The 16,030-nt window shown below is 61.5% G+C and carries 13 protein-coding genes; 4 read left to right on the forward strand and 9 right to left on the reverse strand.

The annotated features are described in order from the left end of the window. Nucleotides 1-42 precede the first annotated feature (42 nt). Entirely contained in the window at nucleotides 43-1,884 is a 1,842-nt protein-coding gene (locus AC0L2J_RS11980; protein ID WP_473389847.1) for a caspase family protein, read from the reverse strand. A gap of 1,691 nt (nucleotides 1,885-3,575) precedes the next feature. Here AC0L2J_RS11980 and AC0L2J_RS11985 point away from each other — a divergent pair. Continuing rightward, the gene (locus tag AC0L2J_RS11985) at nucleotides 3,576-3,842 is read left to right on the forward strand and encodes a DUF3551 domain-containing protein (RefSeq protein WP_156526759.1); all 267 of its coding nucleotides are present in this window, start codon (nucleotides 3,576-3,578) and stop codon (nucleotides 3,840-3,842) included. Nucleotides 3,843-4,629: 787 nt separating this feature from the next. Here the strand turns inward: AC0L2J_RS11985 and AC0L2J_RS11990 are convergent. Together AC0L2J_RS11990 and AC0L2J_RS11995 are read right to left on the reverse strand one after the other, a co-directional pair. After that, the gene (locus AC0L2J_RS11990) at nucleotides 4,630-5,850 is read right to left on the reverse strand and encodes a hypothetical protein (RefSeq protein ID WP_473389854.1); all 1,221 of its coding nucleotides are present in this window, start codon (nucleotides 5,848-5,850) and stop codon (nucleotides 4,630-4,632) included. 190 nt (nucleotides 5,851-6,040) lie between these two features. Beyond that, entirely contained in the window at nucleotides 6,041-7,432 is a 1,392-nt protein-coding gene (locus AC0L2J_RS11995) for a serine hydrolase domain-containing protein (protein WP_473389859.1), read from the reverse strand. 355 nt (nucleotides 7,433-7,787) lie between these two features. Here AC0L2J_RS11995 and AC0L2J_RS12000 point away from each other — a divergent pair, with 355 nt between their 5' ends. Beyond that, a complete protein-coding gene (locus tag AC0L2J_RS12000; protein WP_473247689.1) occupies nucleotides 7,788-8,816 on the forward strand; it encodes a lysozyme family protein in 1,029 nt (342 codons plus the stop codon). A 557-nt stretch (nucleotides 8,817-9,373) separates the two neighbouring features. Here AC0L2J_RS12000 and AC0L2J_RS12005 read toward each other — a convergent pair. The 4 genes from AC0L2J_RS12005 to AC0L2J_RS12020 form a co-directional block, all read right to left on the reverse strand. After that, the gene (locus tag AC0L2J_RS12005; protein ID WP_473389861.1) at nucleotides 9,374-9,724 is read right to left on the reverse strand and encodes a hypothetical protein; all 351 of its coding nucleotides are present in this window, start codon (nucleotides 9,722-9,724) and stop codon (nucleotides 9,374-9,376) included. 299 nt (nucleotides 9,725-10,023) lie between these two features. Beyond that, on the reverse strand, nucleotides 10,024-10,521 hold the full coding sequence (locus AC0L2J_RS12010; protein ID WP_473389864.1) for a hypothetical protein: 498 nt from the start codon (nucleotides 10,519-10,521) through the stop codon (nucleotides 10,024-10,026). Between the two features lie 339 nt (nucleotides 10,522-10,860). After that, nucleotides 10,861-11,142 carry an HGGxSTG domain-containing protein gene (locus AC0L2J_RS12015; protein WP_473389867.1) on the reverse strand — a complete coding sequence of 94 codons (282 nt, stop codon included), beginning with the start codon at nucleotides 11,140-11,142 and terminating at the stop codon, nucleotides 10,861-10,863. Then, nucleotides 11,139-11,795: a hypothetical protein gene (locus AC0L2J_RS12020; RefSeq protein WP_473389870.1), complete on the reverse strand. Its 657-nt coding sequence runs from the start codon at nucleotides 11,793-11,795 to the stop codon at nucleotides 11,139-11,141. The genes AC0L2J_RS12015 and AC0L2J_RS12020 overlap by 4 nt, the downstream gene beginning before the upstream one ends. Before the next feature lie 455 nt (nucleotides 11,796-12,250). Here AC0L2J_RS12020 and AC0L2J_RS12025 point away from each other — a divergent pair, with 455 nt between their 5' ends. After that, on the forward strand, nucleotides 12,251-13,225 hold the full coding sequence (locus tag AC0L2J_RS12025; protein WP_473389874.1) for a Bug family tripartite tricarboxylate transporter substrate binding protein: 975 nt from the start codon (nucleotides 12,251-12,253) through the stop codon (nucleotides 13,223-13,225). On the opposite strand, the gene AC0L2J_RS12030 is transcribed toward AC0L2J_RS12025, so the two are convergent. Both AC0L2J_RS12030 and AC0L2J_RS12035 read right to left on the reverse strand, forming a co-directional pair. Next, nucleotides 13,212-13,697 carry an NUDIX hydrolase gene (locus AC0L2J_RS12030; RefSeq protein ID WP_473389877.1) on the reverse strand — a complete coding sequence of 162 codons (486 nt, stop codon included), beginning with the start codon at nucleotides 13,695-13,697 and terminating at the stop codon, nucleotides 13,212-13,214. The genes AC0L2J_RS12025 and AC0L2J_RS12030 overlap by 14 nt on opposite strands. Nucleotides 13,698-13,801: 104 nt before the next feature. Continuing rightward, complete coding sequence (locus tag AC0L2J_RS12035) at nucleotides 13,802-14,758, reverse strand: lytic transglycosylase domain-containing protein (protein ID WP_473389881.1); 957 nt, start codon at nucleotides 14,756-14,758, stop codon at nucleotides 13,802-13,804. Between the two features lie 182 nt (nucleotides 14,759-14,940). Here AC0L2J_RS12035 and AC0L2J_RS12040 point away from each other — a divergent pair, with 182 nt between their 5' ends. Beyond that, a complete protein-coding gene (locus AC0L2J_RS12040) occupies nucleotides 14,941-15,975 on the forward strand; it encodes a L,D-transpeptidase family protein (protein ID WP_473389884.1) in 1,035 nt (344 codons plus the stop codon). The last annotated feature ends 55 nt before the right edge of the window (nucleotides 15,976-16,030 follow it).

Below are 16,030 nucleotides of genomic sequence, written 5' to 3' on the forward strand. Positions count from 1 at the left end.
GACAGCTTGGTCTGCAGAGAATGGTTGCGTCGCGGACGCGGCTCAATCGCAGACTTCTGCTTGTCCCCCTCCTACCATGGAGACTGCGCTGCCAAACTTTTGGGTTCCGATTCGACAGCCTGGTCTCACCGGCCGACAGCCCGCGTTGTTACAAATCATTTGACCAGACGCCTGCGGCTTTGACGGTGTGGACTCAACCTTCTTGCGCTCATTGTCTCGTGGCTTGCTGTCCTCGCGGGTCGCAACCGGCTTCTTGTCCGGAACCTTCTCGCATTCGTTATCGTCGTTGACGCGATATCCGGCGCGGCATGCGATCTTCACGCAAGTATCGCCGTCGGCCTTGAAGCCCTGGTCGCACACCAGCGGGCAGACCCGGCCCGGCTTGGCCTTGATGGCGTCGAGCGCGTCGACGTTCGCGAGTTTGGCGTCGAACTTCGTTCCCGCATATTTGTTGAAGAGAGTCAGCGAACGCTGCGATGACGCATTCCAGTCGCCGTCTGCCGATGCCGCCAGACAGCCGACGCGGCGCAGTTCGGACTGCATCAGCCTCGCCGTCTCCGCGGGGGACACCGTGGGCTGCGATGAAGTTGGCGCAACGGCCGCGACTTTCTGTGCGCTGTCCGCACCTTGCTGCTTCTCGGCGGCTGCCCTGTCGCTGGCGATCTTGTCGGCGAGCGCCTTCTCGGCGGCTTGCTTATCGGCCAGCGCCTTGGCCACGGCGGCCTCGGCGTCCTTCCGGCGCAGCTCGGCGGCGGCCGCCTTGGCCTCCTCGATCTGCTTGGCCTTTTCGGCGGCAAGCCGGGCGTTCTCGGCGGCCTTGGCGGCGGCAGCGGCCTTCTCCTGTTCGGCCTTGTTGGCGCGCTCGGCGGCTAGCCTTGCCTTTTCGTCTTCGGCTTGGCGTGCCTTCGTGGCCGCAGCTGCGCGCGCCTCCTCGGCTGCCACGTTCTTCAGTTGCGCGCGGGCAAGGCCCGCATAGAACCCGTCCGGATAAGCCTGTAGGAAGGCTTCCCAGGCGTCTCGGTTTCCGGCCTGGAGCGCCAACTCATAGTCCCGGCGCACGCCATCCTGGGGACTGGCTTGCGGGCCCGGCGCTGCCGCCGGCTTGATGGCCGGCACCAACGAAACGTCATCGCCGCCGAGCGAGCCGTACACATACGGCTCCTGCTTGTAGCCGGTGGTCTTGAGCACGTCGTCGCGCACGAAGCCGAACGCCTTGCGAAGATCGAGGCCCGGCATCGGCAGACGTTCGACGAGAGCGGTGGCAAACGGGCTGTTCTTTGTGTCGCCGTCCGAGGCGGTGGAGCCTGCTTTGGCCGCGAAGGCGATCATGGTGTTCGGGCTGGTCGGCTCGACCTTGGCAAGGCCGCGGCCGATGGCGCGGGCGGCAATGGTCCGCTTCATCGTCTTAGCGAACGGATTGTCGCGGCAGGCATCGAGAATGACGAGCCGAAGCTGCTTGGCAGGTTCGACTGCGAAAAGGGCCCGATCCAGCGGCAGCGCTTCGTCGAGGACATCGCTGTCGGTCTCCAGCGTCGCGTCAGTGGGGATCAGGTAGTTGGTCCCGTCGAGCTCAATGCCGTGACCGGCATAATAGATCACCGCAACGTCCGCCTCGCGCGCCTTGCCGCCAAAATCGCGCAACGCCTTGCGCATCTCGGCGACATTCAGGTCGAGCTTGATGTCGACCGTATCGAACCCGGCCTTCCTGAACATGCCGCCGACCAGCGCGGCATCGTTCGCGGGGTTCGAGAGCCTCGCCACATTCTTGTAGGCCGAGTTGCCCATCACGAGCGCGACGCGCTTCTCCGCCTGCGCAGAGCCGGTCCCAAGCCCAGTCGCAAGCCAGCCCGCAAGAATTAGTAAAACAAACAGCCGAAGCCGCATCCCAGCCCCCGATGCAATAGCGTGAGATTATCCGCAGCATGGTCGAATGCAAACTAAGATCAGTGACGTTCATCACACGGCCGCGGACCCAAAGTTCGTTGAGATCTGGCCTGCAGGCGAATTACGATGGTGGCTCGCGGCCCGCTTGAGACCTTGCGATGGGCAACCGAAGATGTCCGCTCATGGGGGCTGACCGGCAGTCGGTCGCGGGAGGACTAAACCGACGCGAATGACCCGAAGGCGACCTGGCTGCCTATATCCCGGAGAGGCCCTTGGCCCCACCGCTCATCTCCTCCAGAATGTGCAAGGCGCTTGGGCCTTCACCTGGCTCGTTCGCTGCTCGATGACACGCCCGCCGACGCTTCCCAATGAACTGAGCCCACAGCACGCGACCGGCGTCTTGACCTGGCTACTTCGATCCGGTCCCGGAATTTGCAAGGGCGGTGGATGGCGCAGTTGCCGGAGAACGGCGCCCGACCCGGTCGTTGCGGACGGGTTCGTCGAGGTAGTCTTCGTTGTGGGCGCGCTGGGCTGGTTAGATGCGGTGGTGTGGTTGCCAGTACTGTAGAAAACGGCGGCGATCGCCGCGATCACGACGCTTGCGACGACCACCCAGGCTATCGGGTTGCTCCGATAGTTTGACCTCGACTGTTCCTGATCTATTCCTAGGCAGATAGCGGGGCCTCGGGCAAGAGACTCCGCATCCGCTGCACTAATCACAGCGTGCCTTTGAAAGAAGCTGCCGAGCAGGGACCCAGCAGCCTCCTTCGTGTCGGTGACGAGGCAAAATGTCACCGACCAGTGGGATCCTGGCTCGCGCCCGGACGAACCTTTTGCGGGCCACCCTGGCCGCCGCTCGTTCCGCCGCTGTTTGCGCCGGCGCTAGCGCCAGCGCCGCTTCCCGAGCCGCTCGTGCCGCCGGCCGATCCCGCGGACCCAGCTCCGCCCATGCCCGCTCCGCCTGCTCCTGCGCCGGCTCCCGCACCCGCGCCGGCTCCCCCAGCGCCAGCACCTCCACCTGCACCGCCGCCAGCCTGCGCGTGGGCGAAGCCGATCGAGGCACCCGCAAGCATGGCGCACATCGCCACCGAGAAAATTGTCTTTCGCATATCGTCAACTCCGTTTTGAGGTTGTGTTCGTCAAACCCTAGCTAATTGCCGCCGTTCCTAAGAGATGACGATAATCTTGATCTGTGCGGCCTCATCGGGCCGACGCGCTGAGAATTTTTCGGCGCGCGCCCAACCCGGCTCCAGCAACAGCACCACGGTTCGATGCAGGCACGACATCCTCATGCTCGGCGAGAGCACGCCATTCGCGTGCAGGCGCTTGGGCGCGCGGCGCCTATCTGGAGCTGTGGGGCATTGGCAGCCGGGCCGAGCGGGGCCCTCGAGGAGAGCCGGCGGCTTCGACGCGCTTGCGCCGTGATGCAGGTTCCAAGAACACGGCTTCCTGCGCCCAAAGGGCAGTCTGCGGCTATTGTGGGGCGCGACCAGGGGCGGCTTGGGGGCCTTGGGCGACCTCCGGCCATGTCCGCTTTTGTACTGCTGTTGAGGGGCGAACGGACATCCGAGAGCGTCCAAACCAAGCGCCAGAATTGTCTGATGGCTGTCGGCTTACGGATGGCCTTTTGAGGATCCACTTGCTTTTCGGGACGTTCTATAGTCCGTCGGCTTTACATGATGGAGGGTCGAATGCGACTCGCTTTGCTTATCGGCTTCCTGGTGATGGGACTTTCTTCAGCAGCAGAGGCCGACCGTGACTATCCCTGGTGCGTCTTTGGTGGCCATGCTGGCGCTCCCGGGGAGTGTATGTATGAGACGAGAGAGCAGTGCCTGGCATCGGCATCCGGACGGTGGACCACCTATTGCGATATCAATCCACGCGCGAGATTCCAGCAGCAGGCGCCGCGCAGGAGAGCATGTGACTCTCGGGGACGTCGATGCGAGCCGGGATCGTGAGTCGTTCAGGAGGGTTCTGACCGTTATGATCATGCCTGGCTTTCGCCTGTGGCCGATCGCTTCCATCGACGCGGCTCAGTTGCATGTCGGTCTTACAGGAAGCGAACGGAAGCTTGCGGATGAAGCGCCAAGCGAGCCTTTGACCCAACTCGGACGTCAACCGACGCCGGTTCGTTTCCTACTCTATCGTCGCATTCACGGTCATGACCGATCTGCCTGACCCGTATGGGCCCTTTCCTTCACCATAGATGGCGAACGTATCGTTGCCCTTGTAACCGGATGCTGCGGTGTACCTGAACGTCGTTACGTTGATCTGTCTGAGCGTCCCGTGCGCAGGCTTCTGCGAGACGCCCGAGCTATGCATCGCTCCTGGAATTCGCATCGGGAAATTGCACGTTTCCCCCGACCTGACTGCGAAGTAAGCCGTCATGTCAACGCCAAACACGGACGGCTGACCGGTGACACGGCACTCGGAGACGGCGAGGGCCGTAACCGGCGTCAGACTCAGGACAGCAGCGACAGCCAACATCCGCATGCTCGTCTCCCGTGAGGATGAAATGGTATCCGCGCGGCAATTGATCCCGAAGCGTCGGGACAGCCATTGATTTGAATCAACATGTCGACTCGTGTCGATAAGGCGATTGAAGACTCGGACGGGCGACCTTCCGCTATTGGCCCGTAGCTGACCTGCCGTGCGCAGCCGGTGGAGGACCGCTTGTGACCCTGAGCGGACATATCGACATCAAGGCAGACCGAAACGGCCGAGACGAGAAGTACTGCGGCTCAGCTAGGGAAGTGCTTTTGTCATCGTAAAGGGATTGAACCCACGTTCCGCGAGGGCAGCCCACGAAGCTGCGCCAAGATGTGACAATCGGAAATAGTTTCGCGGCTTGGTCGGGTCGGTGTCCAACACGAACCCCGTCGGTAACGCGCGGACAGTCGTGGCATAGAACCCACCATCGGGCGACCTCTGGGATTCGATGACAGCGATCAACGATTCTGCCCTCTTGGTCTTGCCGAGCAATTTCATCAAGAGAGCCATTTGGCCCGTACCTTCGGTCCACACACCGTCCCGGTCTTCACCGTAAGAAAAGCCTCCGCCGACACTCATTCGCTGTTCGGCGGTCGTCATTGCCGATGCAAACTTCCCGGCCGCTCCGTGAAGCGCTGTTAAAGGCCAGATCTGGGCATCCAGAGCCAAAATCGGATTATGCGTGACACCGTCTTCAGCGGTCCCTGCGGCGAAACAGGCGCACCCCGGATCCCACATCGTATTTACAAAGTACTCGGCAACCGTTGCCTTATCGCGCCAGCGCGAATCGCCTGTACGGATCGCAAGAAGGCCAAATGCGGCGGCGAGGTCAGTATTATGTTCAGTCGATTTCCACGTCCGCACTTCCGGCGTCGGCTCGTGCCCAAACGTACCTCCCGTGAAACCGCCAGTACCGCGCGTATCGGCCCATTGCGCGACCCAAGCACCAAGCCGCGCTGCACCATCGCGGAACCGGGAGCCGGTGTTCACATCATCAATCGACAGCAACGCCAACATGGCCCATGCCATGTTACCAACATCGCTGCCCACCTGATATCGATCCTCCAACCATTCGTTCCGAGTATTGTCCCACCAACCCGGAAGCTTGGCGGAGTCATTCGCCACCACACCCGCGGCGTAAGCGTTTCGGAGCCGTCCATCATGCCAGGTCCGGTCGTTATCGACGGCCCAGAGAATCGCCGCGCCGATCCGATTTGCTTTGTCTCGCTCACCGCAACCGACCAACGCGATCGCGGCCACCGCATTGTCATAAAGGTATGCGGCGCCATGGAGAGGCCCCGATTCCACGGTCGGATAGCTGGGCAAAAACAACGGCCCTGGCTGTGCCTTATCAATTAGACCAGCGAGGTACCCGCATGCAGACGCTTCTGGTGTTGCCAAAGCCCGTAGTGGAGTGGCGGCCAAAATGACTATGAAAGTCGTTACGATCAATACGAAGGTTTCTATTCGGGCCACTTGGCTGTGCTCCAGCGTGGACGATGATTCTATATACCCATCGGCGATGTCTGGAAGTGGCCCCGTCGCAATTGCCCTTGCGGTGCTCGGTCATGTCCGAAGTTGAAGGTAGACCGGCCCTGACTGCCCACGGCCGAAACCGGCGCTATCGACCCTGAACGGACGTCGCGAGCCGATTGCTGCTTGCAGATCACTGAGGCAGCGCCACCCCGGCGATTTGCATGACGCCAAGCTCGTCGAACAACTCAATCTGCTCGCCGTTCAGCACTGGGATGTAGCAACGACGTCTAGCAGCCGAGATCAAGATACAGAGCTTATCCCCCGCGACGGCCCATGTCCCGGTTGCAGGTCCAAACGACTCGTCCCAGTGCGGATAAGTCATCCGGCCGTCGGGCTCGAATCGCATGGATAACGGACCATTCTTGAGCTTCGGACCGAAGCTGATCGTCTTGCCCTTGAAATTTGCGGCCAAGGTCTCACCTCTCGGTCTTTCGCCGGTTGCTGCGGCGAGCGAGGCGTCGGGTCCCGGATTATAGCCATCGGCCTTCAGGATGAGCCAAAAGAGTCTGGCCATGTTACGAAATGAAGGTTCAACGTAAGGCGCATCGCGGTCGACACGATGCACCACGACAAGGTCGAGTGCGGGTACGACTAAGGCGTATTGGCCGCCGGCACCTTGGGCCATAAAGCTGCCCTCGGGCAAAGTCACCGTAGGCGCAACGTCACCACCCAGAAAACCGATCCACCAGAGATAGCCATAGCCCATCCCGAACACTGCTTTCGAATAGCTGCGCGTGCTCTCTTCCACCCACTCCCGCGGCACGATCTGGTGTCCGGCCCAATTGCCTTTATGTAGATAGAGAAGTCCAAAACGCGCCAAGTCCCGTGCGCTCATGCGGATCGCATAGGCGGGGTGGATAGACGCTTCGCCGCGGACGTAGCTGCCATCCTGTTGCCGGTAGTCCTGCATGCCGATTGGCTTTGCGATCTTTTGGTCGAGCGCCTCGAAGATGTCGGTGCCAGTTGCGTGCTCGTAGATCGTGCCTAGCACGTTGAAGTCCCAATTGTTGTAATACCAGAAGGTGCCGGGAGGGTGGCTGCCGCGCGGCGGTCTCATCTTGGCCATGTCCGGCGTCTCATAAAGCGCCGCGTGGTAGACCCCGGAACGCGCTTCGAGGAGTTCGCGCACCGTCGCGCTCTTCTCTATCCCGGTCAAACCAGGCGGATTATCGTCGATGCCGAGTTCGCCAAGCGTGCTGTCGAGCTTGATCAGGTGATCCGACACTGCGATGCCGATCAGGGCGCTGAGCAGGCTCTTGCGGATTGAAGCGAGTTCCATTGGCTTCGTCGTATTGCCCCACTCGGCCACCACCTTTCCGTGCTGAACGATCACAACCGCGCTCGAGTGAATCTGATCCGAAAAGAATCGCGCTTGGGCCAATTCGGTCTCTGACCAGCCCAATTCTGCGGGGGCGACGCGCTCCCACTCCGCTGCTGGGAAGCCATCTTCAGCTGTAGCAGGCCCGAACCAAACCAAAGCGCCGAGCAGCACGACGGCGAAAACAATCTGGCGAATATACATTGGACCCCACGCACTGCGAGCTTGACCTGATCGCAGCATAATACTCATCAAGGGAGCTCGGCAGAACGCCTATTGAAGTATATTCTTTGGATTCCCGCCAACGTGTTCTCATAGCGACGTCTCTTGTTGGCCCATAGCTGATCCGCCGGGCGCAGGCGGTGGAGACCGCTTGTGACCCATAGCCGAACCCGCGGGCGTCTCCCGCCAGGTGCCACTTGTGATCATACGTGGCGAGGCAGAAGTCTGCTCTCGTTCACCACATTTAAACCTTAAGATTTTACGAAGAAGGCTCACCACAGGGCGCAGGAAACATGCGGACACCCTTCGTAGAGAAGCCATCCGTGGACCTCGGGCAATGAAGGGTTTGCAGGGCAGCTTCATCCTGTGTGTCATCGGATCCGTGGGACTCTATCTGGCCGGCGGAAACAAGCCGGCTGCGACGGAGCCGGATGGCACGCCGAAAGCGGCAGCGAACATGATGGCTCCTGCGCATATGGTGACGCCTACCTTGTACGCCGAGGCATCCGCCAGACTTGCGGCAGCGCTTCGAGCAGAAAGAGCAGAGCTTGGTGCGGCGTCGTCAGCACGTTCCGGATCGTTGAGCACCGGAGCCGAGATCGTCGATGAACCCGTCGCACCGAAATTGGCGTCGTTGGGACAGGATATCGTCCGGCCGGTGCTGGCAGAACGCGGTGCGTCTGACGATGCTCCGAAAGGGGCGTCGACGCAGGATTTCCGCTATCTGGTCTACTACGTCTGGTCCGAACTGCCGCCCGTCGACAAACCGGCGGAGATCGTCTTGCGTGCGTTCAAGGACATTCCGGTCGGAACGCCGGCCGAGGAGATCAAACGCGTCTCCGACGCGTTTGGTCTCGATTTCAATTTCATGATGGCGGTTGCCAAGATCGAATCCGGTTTTAACCCCAATCAACGTACCGGGTCCTATATCGGCCTGTTTCAACTGAGCCTCTATGAGTTCGGGAAGTTCGGCTTCGGGCAGATTCGCAATCCGCGGGACAACGCCGTTGCGGCCGCCTACAAAATCATTACCGAAGGCGTCCAGTTCGAGTGGATCACGCACCGGACGCCGGACATGAGCGATCTTTACCTGATCCATCAGCAGGGCTGGGAAGGCGCCGCTGAGCACATCAGCCGGCCCGCTCGCACCGCCTGGAAATCCATGTGCGCCACCAGCGAAGGCAAGGAGAAGGGCGAGAGGTGGTGCAAACGCGCGATCTGGGGCAATGTACTTCCCGCGTTCAAGCGCACCTGGAAATCGGTGGACAACGTAACGTCAGAGGCGTTCGTCGGCATGTGGCGCGGCCGGGTCGCCGATTTCTACACGAAATATGCGGCGACCGCTGCTGCCGCGGCAAGCCAATAATTCCGTGTCCGCGGGGCCTTGCCACGATTGCATTGCCTTTAGCCGCCGTGGCGAAACAGACCCTGCTGGGTAGACCAAGTCCGCTCAGGTCCCATCGCTGACCCGCCGGGCGCAGGTGGTGAGGACCGCTTGTGACTCGAAGGCCAAGTCGCCGCTGTCCGTTGCGTGTCCGTTAATGGGGAGCCGAGCCGACTCGTTGTGCTCGCGGTGAGTCTTTCCGTTGACGAGTGCGGCCCATCGCCCGGGTTGCGGTATCCAATACGTCGCCGAGCAAGGCGCCGATCATACGTCGGCAGCAGTGGATAGCATTGTTGCCTGATCAGTCATTCGCGCCGACATCGGTAAAAAGGAACCCCGCCGGCGTCTTGGTAAAGACGAACATGACCTTGCCGCAGAAGACGAAGTAAGTGTCATTATTCTCTTGATCGCGATCGTAGACAGCCTTGCCGCGTCTGGATAGACGCGCGGTTTTTCGCCGTGAAAGAGGTCGGGTAGGTCTTGGCGCGAAATTGCGCGGCGTCGCGAATTGCGATGTCGGGAGCACCTTGAAAGTGAAGTCAAGTCATGATGCCAGGCATGAAGCATCGGACGCGCGGATGACCGTCTATGTAATGCCTCCAGACCATTGTACGGCCGAAGCGGTTTGGTTGTGTGACAACCGCACCGTCAGGTACGAGCACCCATTCGCCGTCAATGAGGACGCGGTAACGGCCCCGACTGGACTCCCAATCGGCGTCGGACACGATATATCCATCGGCATCGGTACAGCACTTTCCAAATTCGCTCTGCAAGCTTTCAAACCACGACTTCAGCGGAGAGTGGTCGTATCGGCCATCGTCACGTGCAAGTACCGGCCTCAGTAGCATCGTTAAGCCAAGCAACATGGCCGCGGCTCTTGCTGAAAACATCTCATTGCCTCCGCGATCTTAACCGCTGTCCGCCGACTTGACGCGGATATGGCTGGCACCCGGAAAACAAGATAGCGATTACAGCTGAGATTCGGCGATGAGCGCAAAAGCAACAATCGTTCGACGCTTCGTCGTGGAATACCTTCGGGTCCCATAATTCGGGCAAAGGCATTCGCTCAGATTGAAGCAGTCCCAGAGCCTGATTGACGCCAGGTGTATCAGCGGCTTTATAAAATCGATTCTTATCGGAAAGAGGACTTTCAACATGCCCGACCAAAAGCGGATATGTCGCTTCTGGCTTACTTCAGCTTGTAGGTGCCGGTCTGATGATTGCAGTCCTGAAACGTTCCCGCTTTCACGACCGGAAAAGGCCCTAAGGGGTGGACTGTGCCGCTTGCCTTCATGCCTTCGTATTTTCCGGTGCCTGAAACGTTTTCTCGGGTGAGACTGCCGTCACTTGCGAGCGAGAAATATGCCAGGCGTTTGTCTCCGTCGACATCTACCGTCTCGCACACAGTGGACCCTGTGAATTTTCCGTCAAGCGAAGCGTTCATGCCAACGCATCTGAAGGTGTTCTTATCAAACATGCCCTCGGGAGGATTGCTGCGGGTAGTGCCGGTCATTTCAAAACTAGATGCAGTGTGGGTTTTTGAGAATGTAATCACGTTGTTCGCGCCGGACCAGCAGGCCGTGTAATCGTAGCTGCCTTCCTTCGGCGGATCTGCTGCTAATGCAGAGCCACCAGACGCGAGCCCTAGCAGTGCGATGAAGCAGAATAACTCTAATGTCTGACCCATATGCTCGTCTCCGATCAACGAGGGGTTGAGCAAATGACCGTTGCAGGTTTCAGCCGGTCAATCAACCAGCACACCTTACCTTTGTTGGGCGCTTGAAATTGACTTCCGCTCTTGGCCCATAGCCGACCCGCCGCGTGCATGCGGTTGAAGACGGCTTGTGACCCTCAGCCGACTTCCAGGCTGGCGCCGAGCTTGTCCGCTCGTGATGGCGCAGCGGACCAAAGCCCTCACAGACTTAAGAAATGACTCACGGTGCAAGTCTACAGGGCATCTGTTGCGGGTCTCTGCAAGCGTGTCCGTCAACAACGATTGCGATCTACGCTGGCTTGCCTTGAGAATCTATTCGGCAACCGACGACAGCTCCCCAAGTAGCTTCAACGCATCATCCAGCACCTCGCGAACCTGCCTTCGTTCCGCGACCGCATCGCCCGTGAATGCGCCATGCGTCCGCGCATTCTGATTTCCCTGCGGCGCGCCTGATTTCCGTGCGCCGCCGTGCATGCGGCAGCGGGACTTGCCGTGCACTGCGGGCGCGCGGCAGGTGGTGCCGCGTCGCGTTTCGGCGCCGCAACGCGGGCTCGTCCACATCGCGCTCGTGTTGCGGATGTGATCGCCGCTCATGCGCTGGCGCCGTGTCTGGATTCGGCCCGTTCGTATTCGCCGGCCTCGCGCGGCGGGACTGGTCCTGCGGCCGTCGCAACGTTCGGCTCCGCGACGATCATGCTCGCGTGTTGCGTGACGTTGCCCACGATCGCCCTGCCGCCGTCCTGCACCGACAAATTCCGGACCGTGATCGCGCGCTCGCCGTTGTTGCGGTGCCGGCTCAGTGCCTCGATCTGGCTTGCGAAGGTGCGGGCCAGCCGGGTCAGGGCGCGTGTGAGGCTCTCCTGCTGCGGAATGTCGTCGGTGAGGCCGAGGCGGCAGGCGGAGCGCATCGCTGCGGCGTGAACGGACACCATCTGCACTGCGAGCATGGCCTCGATCGAGTCCTTCGGCGCGATATTCTTCACCAGCGAGATCAGGAAGGCGAGGTTGGCTTCATCGGGCTTGCGCCCGATCACGCTGGCCTTCACCAATTGGCTGAGCAGACCATGCAGCGCGTCGCGGTCGGCGGCGCCGAGCGCCTCGGCGAGTAACCGTTCGCCGGCTTGCGGGTCGGCATGGCGGATCGCAATCCGCCGCTTGTAGAGCTTGACCCGCGGGCTCGCGGCGGGGCCGCTGCGATCGTTTGCCGCAACCGGCAGCGTGCTGTGGCGTTTCGCAGATGTCGTCATGTGCTGTGTCCTTTGCCCGCGCGGGCGCATTGCGCGCGATATCGATCGCTCGCTGCGCGCCTGTGGGATTTTCGGGATGTTGATGAAGGGCTTATGCGCAATTGCCGCGAGGCGCCCCGTGGTCGGGCGGCGTGGACGCTGGCGAATGTTGCGATGATGGTATTCTGCCAGTGTTTTGCCCGACGAGTCAAACGAAGATTGCAAAGCGCGCAATCCTCGTTCGTGCAAATCCTTGTTCGTGCGAGTCCTTGTTCTTGCAAGTCCTTGATTTCGCAAGTGCCGGCTACTGTGCATGGGGTTGTTTTCGTGTTTTTGTTTTGAAGCTGCTCCGACGCGCCGCGCGACGGAATGCCAGGCTGCAAACGCGATTGCGAAATCCGGCGCGTCCGCTCATCATGATCTGCGAATGCGCCGCCTCATGCAAAAGAGGCCTGAGTCGCCTGGGGAGAGAACGAATGCAACGAACGCTTCGCCTGCTGGCGATCGTCGCCGGATTGTGCGCGACGACAGGGGCCTTCGCACAAAAATATCCGGTGCGGCCGGTCAAGATCATGGTCGGCTTCAGCGCGGGCGGCCCGGTCGACGTCGTCGCGCGCATCGTCGCCGATCGGCTGGGCAACAAGCTCGGGCAAGCCTTCGTGGTCGAGAACCGCGCCGGCGCCAACGGCATGATCGCCGCCGAAGGCGTCGCGCATGCGGAAGGCGACGGCTACACGATGCTGGCCTGCAACTCCTCCACCATCACGCTCAACAAGACGCTGTTCAGGGATATCCGCTACGACCCGGAAAAAGACTTTGCGCCGCTCACCACCGTCGTGTCCGCGCCGCTCGTGCTCGTGGTCAATCCGGAGAATCCCAAGACGGCCAACATCAACACCGTCGCCGATCTCGTCGCGGCGGCAAAGGCTGCGCCCGGCGCGCTTGCCTACGGCTCGGGCGGCAACGGCAACCTCGCCCATCTCGCCATGGAGCTGCTCAGCCAGAAGGCCGGCGTCAAGATGATCCATGTGCCCTATCGCGGCGGTGCTGCGTCCGAGGTCGGCATCCTCGCGCAGGAGGTCCTGGCGGTGTTCGATCCCTTGTCCGCCGTGCCGCTGGTGAAGGCCGGCAAGCTGCGCGCGCTCGCGGTGTCCTCAGCCGAGCGGCTGCCGGCGCTGCCGGATGTGCCGACCGTCGCGGAGGCCGGCTATCCCGGCTTCGACATCTCGTTCTGGGTCGGCTTCTTCATGCCGAAAGCAACGCCCGCGCCGACGCTGGAGATGCTGCATCGGGAGATCGTCGCCGCCGCCAACGATCCAGTGTTACGGGAGCGGCTAGTGACGCAGGGCGTCGTCAGCGTGCTGAGTCCGGCCGACTACGCCGCCAAGATCGCGAATGAGACCAGGGAGCTCGCCGAAGTCGTGGCGGCCGCGAACATCAAGGCGGAGTAGCGCGTCTGCTTGGCGTGCTGCCGACCACCTCCGCCAGCCGCTCGAGCAGCGGGCGCTGTCCGGCGTTGATCTTCTCGTGCGCTTCCGCGAGCGTGAACCATTCTGCACGGTCGACCTCCGGGAAGGTCTGACGTTTGCCGCTGCGCGGCGGCCATTCCATCTCGAAAGTGTTGCTGCGAATGCTGCGCAAATCGTCGTCGAACTCGGCCGCGAACGCGGAGACGACCTTGCCGCCGCGCTGCTTGACCTGACCAAGCGAAGTCAGCGGCGTGGACAGCTCAAGTCGAAGCTCCTCCGCAAACTCCCGTCGCGCGGCGATCTCTGCGTCTTCTCCGTCCGCATACTCGCCCTTCGGGATCGACCATGCACCGAGGTCCTTGTTGCGCCAGAACGGTCCTCCGGGATGAACGAGCAGGACCTCGACCTCCAGGCGCTTCCGATAGGCAATGATCCCGGCGCTTTTCGATGGCATCGCTGGTTCCGTGCAGGCGGCGCATAGCGTAGGTCAATTAGCTAACGTTTCAACTGATCGCGGACCACCGGAAGCCGCTCCATCGAGCGGCTTCCGGATTCGTATCAGCCCGAAGATCGTTCGCGCGCCGCAAAACGGATGGCGCGGGCCTTGGCGCTCTTTCCCGCCGCGCGCGCGGCGATCATGCTGCGTGCCTTGCCGTGGGTGCTCTTCCGGATCAGGGACGCGAGGCGCCTGCGTGCGCGGCTGGCCGTCAACCGCACCGCCAGTTGCTCCGCCTTGCGAATGATGGTCGTGACCGAGGGCGTCAGGTTCACCGGAACCCAGGCGACGTCTTTGGTCTTGGACAGGCTGCCGATGCCCTCGCATGGAGCTTCGCGCGGCAGGTCGATCCGGATCGCGAGGGCTTCCGCGCGTTCGGTCCAGTCCTCGGCCTTGGTGCCGGTGATGATGCGGACATAGTCGCGTGTCTCGCGCGGCAGCTCGCTCTCTTTGGCGAGCCATTTCTGGATCCGGCCGGGACCTGCGTTGTAGGCGGCTGCGGCAAGGCCGAGATTGCCGAAATCGTCGCGCAGCTTGCGCAGGAATTTGGCCGACGCCGGCAGCGCCTTCATCGCATCGAACGGATCATCCAGCCCGACCTCGGCTGCCGTTTCCGGCATGAACTGTGCGACGCCCTGCGCGCCGGCCTGGCTGACTTCGTTCGACTTGAAGCGGCTCTCCTGCCAGATCAGGCGCGCGAAGAACGGCACGGGAATGCCGCTGGCTTCGGCAGCGCCACGAAGCGCGTGGCAGAATCGCTCCGTCGGCGAAGCCGGCGCCTGCGCGATGGGTTCAACCGTATCGGGCGGCTCGGGTGTCTCCTCATAGGCCGCACGCGCATTGGCGAGCTCGAGGGCCTGCACGCTTGCGAGGAACAGCTCGACCACGGGAACAAGTGGCGAGGCCTGAGTGTTTTGAAGAACGGTGTGGTCGAAAGCTGATGTTTGGCGGGACGCCGACGGATCGAAGTCGCACATCAGAATCATGAACGCGGCGCAAGCCGCGACGACAAATCGCATTTGCTGGAGCAACCTCGAACTGTGGGTGAACGGCCAGCGGTGCGCCGGCGCTAAGGAGTTCTTAACCCTGCGATTGCGGCAAAGCTGCGGTCTCGTCGGTTCCGCCGGTGTTACTACGGTGTTCCCGCCGGGAAACTCTTTTCTCCGCGAATTTGCGGGCACGGCGAATTGGGACGAACGAGATGATGCGGTGGATGCTTGGGGCGGTGATTTCGCTGTCGGTGATCTCTCCGGCGCTTGCGGGCAATCTCGATGCAGCAGCGGTGAACGATGCTGCGCGTCCCGCCAAGCCACCTGCTAGCGACAAGCTCAACGCCGCAATCGTGAAGCTTCAGATTCTGCTCGATCGTGCCCGGTTCTCGCCCGGGGAGATCGACGGCAAGCTCGGCGAGAACGCGCAGAAGGCGCTGAAGGCATTCGCCGAGCAGAACGGCGTTGCATCCGACAAAATGATCGCACCGGAGCTTTGGGACAAGTTGAATGCAGCGAGCGAAGGCCCCGTCCTCATCGAATACAAGATCACGGATTCCGATGTGAAGGGCCCGTTTCTGAAGGAGCTGCCCGGCAAGCTTGATGACATGAAGCCGCTGAAGGCGCTGAGCTACACCAGTCCGCTCGAAGGGCTTGCCGAGAAATTCCACATGAGCGGAGACCTGCTTCGGACGCTCAATCCCGGTAAGTCCTTCGACAAGGCTGGAGAGACGATTACCGTTGCGAATGTCTCTGCACGAAGCGAGCTACCAGATGTTGCGCGGCTCGAGATCGACAAGAAGAACGGCACGCTGAAAGCATTCGATGGGGGCGGCACCCTGATCGCCTTCTATCCCGCGTCAATCGGAAGTCCGGATCGTCCGACGCCGAGCGGTACGCTCAAGATCACCAGCACGCACGAGAATCCGGTCTATCACTACAACCCCGACTACAAGTTCAGAAGCGTCAAATCGAAAAAGCCGTTCGATGTTCAGCCGGGCCCGAACAATCCGGTGGGAGCATACTGGATCGGCTTGTCCGCACAGGGTTACGGCATCCACGGAACGGCGGAGCCCGACAGGGTCAGCAAGTCCGCGTCGCATGGCTGCGTCAGGCTGACCAATTGGGACGTGCGCGCACTGGGCGAACACGTCAAGCGCGGCACACCGGTGGTCTTTCTGGATGCGCCGACGGACTCCTCGTCCAGGCAGCAGGGGAAGTCCGGCGGCAGGCGCGCCTCGAACTAGTCTTTGGGAAAGTCCTTGCGCATCGCGATCTCGGCGGCATCGCCGGGCGACAGCT

The organism is Bradyrhizobium sp. MV1.5 (assembly GCF_055807615.1).